Source organism: Enterococcus sp. AZ103 (assembly GCF_051714685.1).
GTDB lineage: Bacteria > Bacillota > Bacilli > Lactobacillales > Enterococcaceae > Enterococcus_A > Enterococcus_A alishanensis.
On the sequence record NZ_JBIOSI010000001.1, the window covers coordinates 1,514,311 to 1,527,946 of the forward strand.

Sequence of the window (13,636 nt, forward strand, 5' to 3'; positions counted from 1 at the left end):
TCAATGGATTTTACAAAAAAAGATCAAATTATGGGGATTGTGAATGTTACTCCAGATTCATTTTCTGACGGTGGAAAATATAGTGATGTGGCTGCGGCCATTGCCCACGGGAAGCAATTAGTAGCTGATGGTGCAGATATTTTAGATATTGGTGGTCAATCGACTCGCCCGGGATATCAGGAAGTGTCGCCAGAAATTGAATTAGCGAGAATTATACCTGTAATTGAAGGATTAAAAAGTTTGGCGGTACCAATTTCAGTGGATACTTATTTTCCTGAGGTTGCTAAAGGGGCTATTCAAGCAGGAGCAAGCATCATCAATGATATAAAAGGTTTGGATACGCCTGATATGGCAGAAACCTTAGCGAAATATCCTGAAGTCAAAATAATTATTATGCATTCGAGAAAAAGAAATTCACAAAGCTTGGCTGTAGAATTGGCTGATTTTTATGCTGAGAAAATTGCATTATGCGAAAAAGTCGGGATTCCACTGGCGAATATTTGTTTTGATCCCGGTGTGGGTTTTGGCAAATCAGCGGCAGAAAATATTGAGTTGGTGCGGTACCCTGAAAAATATCGTTTTGAAAATTACCCTATCTTGTATGGGATTTCTCGCAAACGGACGATTGGTCACTTGACGGGAGAAGAACAAGCAGATCAGCGGGATTTTGGTTCAGTGACGGCTTCACTCTTTTTGTTAAATCAAGGGGTCGAAATTGTCCGAGTCCACAATGTGTTTGGGATGAAACAAGCTTTGAAAACATGGAGAAGTCTAGTGGATTAATTTTGGGGGAATCAGTATGACAAAAAAACTAAAAAAAATGACAGTTTCAGATGTGAAGATTTTACAAGAACTAAGTATAACAACCTTCACTGATACTTTTGCTGCAGGAAATACTGCTGAAAATATGAAAGCTTATCTGTCTGAAGCTTATACAATTGAAAAATTGACGGATGAATTGACTAATTCTGAGTCAACTTTTTATTTTATATATTTTGAAGAACAGCTAGCTGGCTATTTAAAATTAAATGTTGGCTCTGCTCAAACTGAAAGCATCCTAGATAATGGCTTAGAAGTAGAACGAATCTATATTTTAAGTCAATTTAAACGTCACGGCTTAGGACGCTTTTTAATTGAAACAGCAATTGATATGGCACGAAAACAAGGAAAAGAAATTATTTGGTTAGGAGTATGGGATCAAAATCCAAAAGCTCGGGCCTTTTATGAGTCACTAGGATTTGAATATTTTTCTGCCCATACTTTTGTAATGGGGGATGATCCGCAGACAGATTTAATCATGGTGAAAAATTTAGTAAAGTAAAACTGTCAAAATTATTTGGCAGTTTTTTTTGGACAACAAAAAAGGCATCTACCGCTAGTCTTCAGTAGATGCCTTTACATAGAACTGGAATCGTTCATGTGAGAATTACACTCCTTATGCGATTTTTTTTAGTTCTTGTACTGCTTGTTCGATAGTAACACCAGTCGCAAATTGGTTTGCGTCAGCTTCATTAAATACAATAAATAGATTTAAATCAGTATTTAGTGTTACTCGATATTTTAATTCAGTGTTATAGAATGTCATATTCATTCTCCTTTCTTGATCTAAACGAAAGGCAACTATTACGCTGATAACGAAATTCCATTGTTATTATGACACAAATTAAAAAATTTAGCTATTCTTTTTACTTATGATTTTTGAGAATCTTAAGATTTCAGCTATTTGCCTTCGTTGTTTTCAGTATAAAGTAAGTATGTAATTTTTTAGTAAAAATAAAGTTAAATGTAGGTAAAATACCATTTGTTTTAATAAATTTACGTGGTAAGCTCATAGTGAAAACGTTTCCTGTGAGGAGGGGAATGAGTGGGCAAATTAATGAGGAAAATAGCAATTGTTAATGGCTATCTATTATTTGTTTTAGGGTTATTTTTACCAGTGATAAATGGCAATACTGGGAAATTTACTTTGATTGGTTTATGGGCAGAAAGTCTAACTAGTGGAAATTTCTCACATTTTTGGACAACGCAATTTCCAGTAGGGATCGAGGCAGAGATTGGCACGGGTTTTTTACTATTGGTGATTATAGCCAGCTTTTTGGATGCTGTTGTTTTGACTTTTAGGAAAAAAACTAAAATCTTACCAATGATAAAAAATGTTGCTTTATTTTTTGCCATCTTTTTCCTAGGACAATTTTCATTCTTTACAGCTAGCCCGGGAGTTTTGCCAATGCCAATTTTGGCGTTATTAGAATTTCTCTTAATGCGTTATCTGGAAGGAAAAGAAGAACGAGATCAGCAATATACTGAGCAAACCCGTAAAAATAAAGCAGAAAAACTGGATAAAGAACAACGATTAGCCTTTAAAGGAAAATATCCCAGTTTGTTTAAACAGATTATTAATAAAAATCTCCTCTTTTACCGCCAAAATCTATTGATCTTGTCAGCGGCTAATTTTGTTTCGTATCTTTCAATTGCATTGTTAATTTTTTCGTACCGTTCTTTTTCGGCGGGACAAAGTCAGCAAAGTATATTTGATAAAACTGGATTATTGCCGATTTTTATTGAGTCTGGTGGTATTTTGGTTTTATTATTGATTATATTTTTAACCTTTATCAACGGGATGTATTTAACCTTTAAAGAAAACCATGGAGAATTGTGGTTTCTTTTAGGGATCCGCCGTAAAACTTTTTTGTGGATGTTGATTCGAGAGTATTTGATTTGTGTTGGTGTTTCAGTCGTTGTTGGTATAATTGTAACCCTTCCTTTGATTCGTTTGGATTTTTGGACGTATCTTTTAGCAATTTTGATTCAACTTTTTTTGGCAGTGATAACTTTGGGTTTTCATCAAGAAAAGACCTTACGATTGTTACAATTTAAGCCTAAAAGTACTCAGAAGGTAGCACGCATTAATTTTCGTGGGAAAATTATCTGGCTGTTGATTGGTTTGCTTTTTTTAGGTATTACTTTTTGGTGGTTTACGCGGCGAAAATCAGCCGAAACATACTTAGTACTGATTACTTTAGCGATTGGGCTAATCGGCTTGGTGAATGGCTTGTTAAAAATTTTTATTGCATGGTTACAAAAACGCCGAGACTATTTACAGCATTTTTTAACCTTCAATGATTTTACTTACCGCTTCCGAAAAAGTGCAAACTTGATCATTATCTTAATTTTGTTACAAGTCTTTAGCTTAGGTTTTTTGTTACCACGACTGATTACTGGTGAAATGGTGCAAGTGGATCAATTATTTCCTTATGATATTGTGGCGAAGATTCATAATGAAGAATTGCTCCAACTTGAAAAAATAAGTCAAAAATATCAAGCGGATCTGTTAACTTTTCCGATGGTACCGATCACTTCAGTTGATGGAGACTCTGATCCAGAAATCTATGGTGTCGCCCGGCCGATTATGTATATTCAAGGGCAGCAGATAGGAATTTCAGAAACAACTTATCAGAAATTAAGGAAATTAGTTGGTGAAAAAGAACAACCTTTAAATTTAAAAAGGAACCAGTGGCATGTGGTTTATCAGCAAGGAATAAATGTCTCAGCACAACCGATTGATTGGGATCCTGGTAGTAAAGAACCGCGGCTAAGAATCGGGACACCATTAGATTTTTATGATACCAATGATATTGATCGAATCTTTCCAATGCGGGATATTAAAAGTCAGGAACGAAATATTCTGACGGGTATGTTTCAACGGGGATTACAAGAAAATCTAGTTGTTTTAACCGATGAGGCATTTCCTAAAACACAACAGAAATTGGTACTTATTCAAACCAATCACGGGAAGAAAATGGTTGATGAACTACAATTTATCGATCAAAAATATGCATCAGACCGACGTTGGGATGAAAAAATCCAACCTTATTATTGGAAGGATCAACAAGAGATAGATGTAAAAAATGAAAATAATCTAGAAATGATTGTGCTAGTCTTCTTATTAGTTATCAGTTTGTTATTGAGCTTTAGTTTGTTGTTGACCAAGTATTTAGGTGAAAAAGATTTCTGGACTGAAAAGCAAAACTTACTACTACTTTTAGGAGCAAGAGAAAAAGAACGACGAAAAATTCTAAATCGACAATTGCGTTTGTTTTTCTGGCTACCATTAATTATGGCGGGGCTAATTGGCGTAGTGTTCATTTTCATTATGACCAATATTAGATTTTTTAATCAACTAGAAAGTCTGCAATTTTTCTGGCGGATAATAATCGTTGATAGTTGTTACGCCGCCGTTTGGTATCTAGTCTATCGAGTGTTTGGCAATCAAATAATGAAGTGGGTGAGTAAATGACAGCAATTATCACAGCCAAAGAAATTTTTCATCATTATGATCAGCAGGAAGTTTTAAAGGGCATTGATTTAACGATTAATGAGGGTGATTATATAAGTATTATGGGTCGCTCTGGTTGTGGGAAGACTACCTTACTGAAAATTCTAGGCCTAATCAATTTTCCCTCCAATGGTGAAGTCTTTTTTGAAGGGAAAAATACTTGGAGTCTCTATCAAGACGAATTATCAGATATACGCCGAAAGAAACTAGGTTTTGTCTTTCAGGATTTTCAATTGATGGAAAGTATTACCGTTCGGGAAAACATGTTGCTCCCGGCGATTCTAGATAAACGTTCACCAGAAGAAGCTGAAAATTATCTAGCTAGTTTGATTGATACACTGCGTTTGCGACCACTATTGAATAAATTTCCTCAAGAATTATCTGTAGGTGAAAAACAGCGAACAGCCATTTGTCGCGCTCTAGTAAATCAACCTAAGATAATTATGGCAGACGAACCTACGGGAAACTTAGACAGCAATGCTGGCGCAGAAGTTTTAGCAACTTTCAAAAAAATCAATCAAGAATTAGGTGTCACTATCTTAATGATTACTCATGATAGTAAAGTTGCCAACAGTGCAAAAAAAGTAATCTTTTTAAAAGACGGCAAAATTTATTCTGATTTGGAGACTGCCGGAATTGAAACTGAAGGAATGATTGCGGAAAAAATGTTGGAAGTGTAAAAGGGATGGCATGTGAAAAATCATGTGCCATTTCTTTTTTGATTTATTTCAAAAAAACTGTTTGCGTTTTCAAAAAATCCATGCTAATATACAGACATTGATACAGGCATGTGACTGGTAATGCAGGCAGGACCTAAATAAGTTGTTATTACGTTTCTTTATGGGCGTAATGTCGATTTATTTAAGTTCTGCCTTTTTTGTATTCATTCGGCCAAGTGAATGCAATAGAATTTAGAAATGAGGGAATCGTATGAATTACCAAGAAACCGCAAAAGAAATCGTTGAAGAAATCGGCGGCAAAGAAAATGTTGCCCATTTAGAACATTGTTCTACAAGATTACGTTTTACGTTAAAAGATAAAAGCAAAGCCAATGAAGAAGCGTTAGGAAAAATTGATGGCGTTATGGGTGTTCGCCAAAACGTTCAATTGCAAGTAATTATTGGTAACGAAGTAGTAGAGGTTTTTGATCAAGTTAAAAATTTAATCGGTGACGGTGCAAGTACAACCGGTAACGATGACGGACCCAAAGAAAAGCAAAAAATTGGCGCAGTTATCTTAGACTTTATTATTTCCGTTTTCCAACCATTAATTCCAGCTATTGCTGGAGGTGGGATTTTACGTTCATTACTATTGTTGGCATCACTTGTTGGCGTAATGAGTGATCAAAGTCAAACGTACCAAGTGTTATACCAAATCGGAGGTGCACCACTTTATTTCTTACCGATTTTAGTAGCCATTACAACAGCACGGAAATTGAAGGTTAATGAACTGGTGGCTGTTTCGGTCGTTGGTGTCATGATTTTACCTAGTTTGACTGCTTTAATTACTGAAGGCACGTCATTATTGTCTTTCGGGATAGAAAATATTGATTATGGTTCGCAAGTTTTTCCAGCAATTTTGACCGTTTTATTTTATGCAGTAATGGAAAAATTCTTTACTAAATACTCTTTCAAATCAATTCGAATTTTCTTTGTACCAATGATGAGTTTATTAATTACTGCACCGGTGGCTTTATTAATTTTAGGCCCATTAGGTTTTAATATTGGGACAATTTTCTCTGGTGTGATTGTTGCTTTATACAATCAACTTGGTTGGGTAGCAACGGGATTATTAGCGGCCGTTTTACCATTAATGGTTGTTACAGGGATGCACAAAGCAATGATTCCTTATGCTGTCTCTTCAATGAGTGAGTTAGGAATGGAATTACTTTATTTACCAGCATCGCTAGCTCATAATATTTCTGAATCAGGTGCTAGTTTTGCTGTTAGTTTAAGAACCAAAGACAAAAAACTAAAAGCTACAGCAGTTTCAGCTGGGATTTCTGCTTTGTTTGGGATCACTGAACCGGCGCTTTATGGAGTTACCATTTTACACAAACGGGTATTGTATGCTGTTATGGCATCCAGTTTAATTGGTGGTGCTGTTGCTGGGTTAACAGCAATTCGAGCTTTTGCTTTAGTGGGACCTGGACTTGCTAGTATCACAATGTATGCTGATCCTTCTGATGCAATGAATTTAGTTTGGGCCTTTGTTGTTTTAGGATTGTCCTTTGTGCTGTCATTTGTCATTACTTTAATCTTCTTTAAAGATGCAAAAGTGGAAGAAACAGTTGAAAAAACTGAAATGCCAACAAATTTATCTTCAGATTATACTGAAACGTTAGCAAGTCCTTTAACTGGTAAAGTGATTCCTTTAAGTGAAGTAAAAGATGAAGTTTTTTCTAGTGGTATGGTAGGCAGCGGTGTCGGTATTCTTCCTGAAGAAGGAAAGTTATATGCACCAGCTGATGCGGAAGTTACAATGGTTTTTGAAACAGGTCACGCACTAGGCTTACGCTTAGATAGTGGCGCTGAAATTTTATTTCATATTGGGATTGATACAGTTCAAATGCAAGGTGATGGCTTTACGCCAAAAGTTCAAGCAGGTGATCAAGTGAAAAAAGGTCAATTGCTAATTGAATTTGATATTGCAAAAATTGAAGCTGCAGGTTTTGATCCAACATTAATTTATGTAGTCACCAACCATGATAAATTTAACGTAGCTTCTTTAGAAACAGAAAAAGAAGTAACCAATGAATCAGATTTATTGGCAATCAGTTTAGCTTAAGATTAAAAAATAGTGTAAAATATAAAGGAGCTTTTTTATGACAAACAATGCATTTCCAGAAGGATTTTTATGGGGTGGCGCGGTAGCTGCTAATCAAGTTGAAGGTGGCTGGAACGTCGATGGTAAAGGAATGTCGGTGGCTGATATTGCTTCTTACAAACCAAATATCGATAATACAAATTATGCTGCTCATTGGGAAGTTTCAACAGAATCGATTGAAGCTGCCATCGCTGATCAAACAGATAAAGATTATCCAAAACGTCGCGGAATTGATTTTTATCATCGTTATAAAGAAGATTTGGCTTTGTTTGCTGAAATGGGATTTAAAACTTTACGTTTATCGATTGCTTGGACAAGATTATTTCCAACTGGTGAAGAGTTAGAACCAAATGAAGCGGGTGTCGCTTTTTACGAAAATGTCTTCAAAGAAATGGCACGTTTAAATATTGAACCAATCGTCACTTTGTCCCATTATGAAATGCCTGTATCATTAAGCTTAAAATTTAATGGTTGGGTTGATCGTCGTGTCGTAGATGATTTTGTTCGTTTCTCAAATGTTTGTTTTGATCGATTTGGAAAATATGTTAAATATTGGTTGACGTTTAATGAGATTGATAGTATTCACCGTCATCCTTTTACTACTGCGGGAATTATTCCTGATAAAAGTGCCGAAGGACGCTATATTGCTGATGTTTATCAAGCGTTGCATCACCAATTTGTGGCAAGTGCCCTTGTGACAAAAGATGCCCATGAAAAAATTCCTGGTAGTCAAGTTGGTTGTATGCTAACCAAACTAATGACTTATCCCTTAACATGTGCACCTTTAGATGTAGAATTAACTTTAAAGAAAAACCTGGAAAATGATTTTTATGCCGACGTTCAAGTTTTCGGTGAATATCCACGAATGATTATCAAGGACTTAGAAAAACGCAATTTGATGCCAGAAATGGTTGAAGGCGATAAAGAAATATTGAAAGAACACACTGTTGATTTTGTGTCATTTAGTTATTATATGTCGATGGCAGAGTCAGCAGATCCAAATGCTGAAAGAACACCAGGAAATACTGTTTTAGGAGTGAAAAATCCCTACTTACCATCAACTGAATGGGGCTGGCAAATTGATCCTAAAGGGTTAAAAATTTCCTTGATTGAATTATATGATCGCTACAATGTGCCATTAATGATTGTTGAAAATGGTATGGGTGCAGTAGATAAAATTGAAGATGGAAAAATCCATGACGATTACCGGATGGAATATTTCACTGCTCATTTTAAACAAATGAAAGAAGCCATTGATGAAGGCGTTGATTTAGTTGGCTATACTAGCTGGGCGCCAATCGATTTAGTCAGTGCGGGGACTTCTCAAGTGTCTAAACGCTACGGATTCATTTATGTTGATGCCGATGATGAAGGCAATGGCACTTATGATCGGATGCGCAAAGATTCTTTCTACTGGTATCAAAAAGTAATTCAAACAAATGGCGCTTCTTTAGCTGAATAATTTTTGATAAAAGGGGAAGAGGCTTGTGAGCGTAATCAAAAAAGTATTAAATTCGAGTGTCGTGTTAGTTGAAAAAGATGGGCAAGAAATGATTGCGTTAGGTAAAGGGATCGGCTTTGGGAAAAAAGCTGGTGAGCAGCTTTCTGATGAACAAGTAGACAAAATCTTCTTGGAAGCAACTGAACAAAAATCTTCGCAAATTGCTGAATTAGTGAGTGAAGTTCCTTTCGAATTCTTTCAGCTGACACGAGATATTATTGATGACGCAAAAAAACAGTTAAACAAAGAATTAAATAATAATTTATATCTGAGTTTGACTGATCACTTGCACTTTGCGGTTGAACGAGCTAGAAGCGGGATGCAGATTACCAACCGACTCCATTGGGAAATTAAAAATTATTATCCTAAAGAATTTCAAGTATCATTAGCAGCCTTAGAAAAACTAAATCAGTTGTATCAGATTGATTTACCAGAAGAAGAAGCGAGTAATATCGCGTTTCACTTAATCAATGCTGAAAATAATGAACAGACAGATAGTTTTCGCTCAGCAAAAATGATTGGCGAGATTGTCAATCTGGTACGCTATTCAATTCAAAAAGAAGTTGATGTTCATTCGTTACATTATAATCGTTTTATTACCCATGTACGTTTTTTTGTCGAACGATTTTACACGGATGGTTTATTACAAGAAGGCGAGGAAGCCTTACATGGTCAAATGTGGACCTTATTTCCTGAAGCCGCTGAAATTGCCGTGAAAGTCCGAGATTATCTAGAAAAAAGCTACGAACGTCGGATTCCAGATGAAGAAACTTTTTATTTGGCGGTGCATATTAACCGTCTGATGAAACACACAAATTAATCCATGACTGTCGAAGGGTACCATTTTCGACAGTCATTTTATGTTAAAATTATTGTAAGCGTTTAATTAATTAGGAAGCTGGTGATGATATGTTAAACAAAGAAGAATTATTAAAATCATTGCAAGATCATAGTTATGAAAAAAGTCGTCATTTAATGGACTTTCACGTTGCTGGTTTTGCTTACGGTGAGGGTCTGGAAGTGATTGAAGAATTATCTTTAGGCAAAGAAGTGATTTTAGTAGCAGAATCAGACAATCCCTATGATCCAGAAGCTGTTGCAATCTTTTATCAGGATCGAAAAATTGGTTATGTACCAAAAGATCGCAATACTTTGTTAAGCAAATTGTTGTATTTTGGTCATGGGGATTTATTTGAATCATGCATTCAATATGCAAATCGTGAGAGCCATCCAGAAAGACAATTCCGCGTAGTAGTAAAAATTAAAGATAATCGAAAAAAATAAAAACTCTCATCTGACAACTGGATGTTACAAATTAAAAATAAGCTTATTTTTTTAAAATTATCAGAATATTAGCAATCATTTTATCCTGCAAAGAAAACAATAAGTTTCCTCTTAAATAGGCGACTTCTTACTTGAATTACAAGCGTTATGGCGTTCAAATAGAGGTATCAAGAGAAACATATGGAGGACGAGTAAAATGATTGTAAAAGATGAAGCCAAAGAAAAGTTGAGTCCTTTTGAATTGAGCTTATCTTTAGAACAAGAACTAATCAAAAATGGCCAAACTCAAGGATTATTAAATGCCGGACGAGGAAATCCAAACTGGACAGCGCCTACCCCCCGTGAAGCTTTCTTTTTATTAGGTCAATTTGCGACTAGCGAAACCTTACATGCAGACGGCAATTATACGGCTGGTCAAATTTACCAAAGTGAAAATCGCAGTCAACGTTTTGAAACCTTTTTAGCAGGTCAAACTTCAAAAGGTGCTAACTTTTTGAAAAAAATCTGGTACTCGGATAATAATTTCCTTGGTATGCCGCGAGAAGAATGGTTAAGCCAAATGTTAGATTATATTATAGGCGACAACTATCCTAATCCAGTTCGATGTTTACCCGCAGCTGAAGGTCCGATTAAAAAATATTTGAACCAAGAATTATTTTCTCATTCTACAATTCCCTTTGATATTTTTGCGGTTGAAGGCGGAACAGCAGGAATTTGTTATTTATTTGATAGTTTAATGAATAATTTCTTGTTGAGTAAAGGTGATCGGATTGCTTTAATGTTACCAACCTTTGCGCCATATTTGGAGATTCCCGAGTTACCTCAATATCAATTTGATGTAGTGAAAATCCATGCCAAACAAACTGTGATGGAAGGAAAGAGCACTTACCAATATGCCACGAGTGAAATTGATAAATTAAAAGACCCAACGATTAAAGCAGTCTTTGTAGTGAACCCAAGTAACCCAACTGCAAATGCTATGTGTGGCAGTACAATCGATCAAATTAAAAAGATTGTCGCTGAAGATCATCCCCACTTAATGGTTTTAACTGATGATGTTTATGGCACTTTTGTTCCTGATTTCACTTCTTTATTCAGTGAGTTACCGTATAATACGGCTTGTATTTATTCTTATTCAAAATATTTTGGTGCAACAGGCTGGCGTATTGGTACTATTGCAGTCGCTCAAGAAAATATTTTTGATGAATTGATTCGCAGCTTAGGAGATAAAAATCGTAAGAGTTTAAATGCTCGATACGCATCAGTTTCTCCAGAGCCTGAAAAAATTTCTTTCATTGACCGGATTGTGGCTGACAGTCGAGACGTTGCTTTAAATCATGCGGCAGGCTTGTCTTCAGTCCAACAAGTGATGATGACGATGTTTAGTCTATATTCTTTACTAGATGAAGGTGAGGCTTATAAAGCTGAAGTGATGGCGATTTGTCATGAAAGAGAAAAATTACTTTATAAAACGTTAGGTTTGGATGAACCGTTAGAATCTTTAGATACAGCTTATTATTGTGAAATTGATTTTAATAATTGGATTAACACTCGTTATGGCAAAGATTTTTCTGACTATTTAAGAAATAATTGGACCATTACTCAATTATTAACTTCTTTAGCTGAAAAAGAACGCTTGATGTTACTTAAGGCTGACGCATTTGGTAGTAGTGATTGGGCGGTCCGGGTTTCATTAGCTAATTTACCAACGGATCAATATAGTGAAGTTGGCAAACGAATGATTCGCTTGGTAGAAAATATTCGCCAAGACTGGTTAAAAATTAAATAATTCGACAGGGATTTTTAACGCGGTATAATGTTTCCAAATAGTTTTTTAGGAGGAACATTATGGCAAACGAATATCCCCAAGCATTAACCATAGCAGGTTCAGATAGTGACGGTAGCGCAGGTATGCAAGCTGATTTACACACTTTTTTTGCAAGGAAAGTGTATGGTACGTCTATTATGACAGCTTGTGTTGCCGGTAATTCTTACGGTATCGCTGCCCAAGTTCTGTTACCTACAGATTTTATTTCAAAGGAATTTGAATTATTGGCAGCAGATTATCAGATTCGTGCCAGTAAAACAGGTATGTTGGCAAATACTGAATTGATTGAGACAGTTGCCGAAAATTATCTAAAATATGATTTTGGTCCGTTAGTTGTTGATCCAGTGATTATGACTAAACACGGGAATATGTTGTTAGAAGAAGCAGCTTTTGAGTCCTTAAAAAAATTATTGGTTCCATTAGCAACAGTCATTACTCCTAATTTTTACGAAGCACAAAAGCTAACCAATCTAAACATTCAAACTGAAATCGATTATGTCAAAGCAGCAAAACAGCTACAAAAATTAGGTGCCAAAAATGTCATGATTAAAGGACGTCACGACGATCCACAACAAGCCAGAGTAAATGATTATGTGTTATTAGCCGACGGCAAAGATTTTTGGTTGAGTGAACCTTATCATCATACCGATCGAATTAATGGCACTGGTGATACCTTGTCTGCATGCATCGCGGCAGAAATTGCAAAAGGGACTGATATTGAAACTGCCATTCGAATTGCTAAAAAGTTTGTCAATGCGGCAATTGAAAAAGAAATCGCTGTTGGTCATAAATTCGGACCGATTAATCATTGGCAAGCCGAAGATAATATTGAATAATTTGCGACCTCTCGTTGATTCGAGAGGTTTTTTTGAATTAATTATTTAAGGTGAAAATGGTCTGTGTTGATTCAATTGTATTCTTTGATTTTCGGTGGTATCATATGAAAAAATAATCATATGAAAAAGAGGCAGAAAAAATGAATCATCATGGTCAACAAAAAATCAATCGCGCATTTAAAATAGGTATGTTAATAAATTTAGTTTTCGTAATCGTTGAAGCAACTATTGGCTTCACTGCAAATTCTTTGTCATTAATTGCTGATGCGGGTCATAACTTAAGTGATGTGTTAGGTTTATTAGTAGCTTGGGTGGCCTTGATTTTAAGTCAACGGACCCGTGATAATTATCGAACGTACGGTTATAAAAGGAGTTCTATTTTAGCTGCTTTATTTAATGCAGTCTTTTTATTGATAGCTGTTGGCGGTATTTTATTAGAAGCATTTCAACGATTGGGAAATGTGCAACCGGTTCAGGAAAATAGTGTGATGCTAGTTGCGGGGGTAGGAATCTTAATTAATGGTTTTACGGCTTTTTTATTTATGAAAGATCAAGCTCATGATTTAAATGTTCGCGGCGCTTTTTTACACATGGCAGCAGATACTTTGGTTTCAGTTGGTGTGGTAGTGGCCGCTTTTATTATTAAATTTACAAATTGGTATTGGTTGGATCCAGTTATTAGTATTGCTATAGCTGTGATTATTTTTGTTGGTACTTGGCGTTTATTGAAAGAATCATTGGATTTATCTTTAGATGCAGTACCGAAGTCTGTAAATTATACTGAAGTTGAAAAATTTATTTTACAGCAACCAACTGTTAAAAGTATTCATGACCTACACATTTGGGCCTTGAGTACTACAGAAAATGCTTTAACTGTGCATATCATCCGAGAAAACCTTGACAATTACAATCAATTTATAGAAGAATTAGATCATCAACTAACTGAAAATTTTCCTTTGAATCATGTCACTATGCAAATTGAATTAGGAAAAATTACTGACGAATCAGTTAGTCACAGCATTTAA

12 protein-coding genes are annotated in these 13,636 nt (G+C 35.6%); 11 read left to right on the plus strand and 1 reads right to left on the minus strand.

The annotated features are described in order from the left end of the window. Window positions 1-3: 3 nt before the first annotated feature. Together folP and ID741_RS07675 are read left to right on the plus strand one after the other, a co-directional pair. On the plus strand, window positions 4-783 hold the full coding sequence (folP, locus tag ID741_RS07670) for a dihydropteroate synthase (protein WP_438719609.1): 780 nt from the start codon (window positions 4-6) through the stop codon (window positions 781-783). A 16-nt stretch (window positions 784-799) separates the two neighbouring features. Further along, complete coding sequence (locus ID741_RS07675; protein WP_438719610.1) at window positions 800-1,321, plus strand: GNAT family N-acetyltransferase; 522 nt, start codon at window positions 800-802, stop codon at window positions 1,319-1,321. Window positions 1,322-1,435: 114 nt separating this feature from the next. Here the strand turns inward: ID741_RS07675 and ID741_RS07680 are convergent, their stop codons facing one another. After that, a complete protein-coding gene (locus tag ID741_RS07680) occupies window positions 1,436-1,585 on the minus strand; it encodes a hypothetical protein (protein ID WP_218326889.1) in 150 nt (49 codons plus the stop codon). 279 nt (window positions 1,586-1,864) lie between these two features. On the opposite strand from ID741_RS07680, the gene ID741_RS07685 reads away from it, so the two are divergent. From ID741_RS07685 to ID741_RS07725, 9 genes are all read left to right on the plus strand, one after another. After that, window positions 1,865-4,297: a hypothetical protein gene (locus ID741_RS07685; RefSeq protein WP_438719611.1), complete on the plus strand. Its 2,433-nt coding sequence runs from the start codon at window positions 1,865-1,867 to the stop codon at window positions 4,295-4,297. After that, window positions 4,294-5,016, plus strand: a complete 723-nt coding sequence (locus ID741_RS07690) for an ABC transporter ATP-binding protein (protein WP_438719612.1) — start codon at window positions 4,294-4,296, stop codon at window positions 5,014-5,016. Before ID741_RS07685 ends, ID741_RS07690 begins: the two co-directional genes overlap by 4 nt. Window positions 5,017-5,266: 250 nt before the next feature. Next, window positions 5,267-7,123 (plus strand): beta-glucoside-specific PTS transporter subunit IIABC, encoded by a 1,857-nt coding sequence (locus tag ID741_RS07695; RefSeq protein ID WP_438719613.1) that lies wholly within the window; start codon window positions 5,267-5,269, stop codon window positions 7,121-7,123. Window positions 7,124-7,160: 37 nt separating this feature from the next. Next, a complete protein-coding gene (locus ID741_RS07700; RefSeq protein WP_438719614.1) occupies window positions 7,161-8,624 on the plus strand; it encodes a glycoside hydrolase family 1 protein in 1,464 nt (487 codons plus the stop codon). Between the two features lie 25 nt (window positions 8,625-8,649). After that, window positions 8,650-9,483 (plus strand): PRD domain-containing protein, encoded by an 834-nt coding sequence (locus ID741_RS07705; protein ID WP_218326884.1) that lies wholly within the window; start codon window positions 8,650-8,652, stop codon window positions 9,481-9,483. A gap of 89 nt (window positions 9,484-9,572) precedes the next feature. Beyond that, window positions 9,573-9,947, plus strand: a complete 375-nt coding sequence (locus ID741_RS07710; protein ID WP_438719615.1) for an HIRAN domain-containing protein — start codon at window positions 9,573-9,575, stop codon at window positions 9,945-9,947. A gap of 196 nt (window positions 9,948-10,143) precedes the next feature. Beyond that, a complete protein-coding gene (gene aspD, locus ID741_RS07715; protein ID WP_218326883.1) occupies window positions 10,144-11,736 on the plus strand; it encodes an aspartate 4-decarboxylase in 1,593 nt (530 codons plus the stop codon). 59 nt (window positions 11,737-11,795) lie between these two features. Further along, complete coding sequence (gene thiD, locus ID741_RS07720) at window positions 11,796-12,611, plus strand: bifunctional hydroxymethylpyrimidine kinase/phosphomethylpyrimidine kinase (protein ID WP_218326882.1); 816 nt, start codon at window positions 11,796-11,798, stop codon at window positions 12,609-12,611. A 140-nt stretch (window positions 12,612-12,751) separates the two neighbouring features. After that, window positions 12,752-13,636 carry a cation diffusion facilitator family transporter gene (locus ID741_RS07725; protein ID WP_218326881.1) on the plus strand — a complete coding sequence of 295 codons (885 nt, stop codon included), beginning with the start codon at window positions 12,752-12,754 and terminating at the stop codon, window positions 13,634-13,636.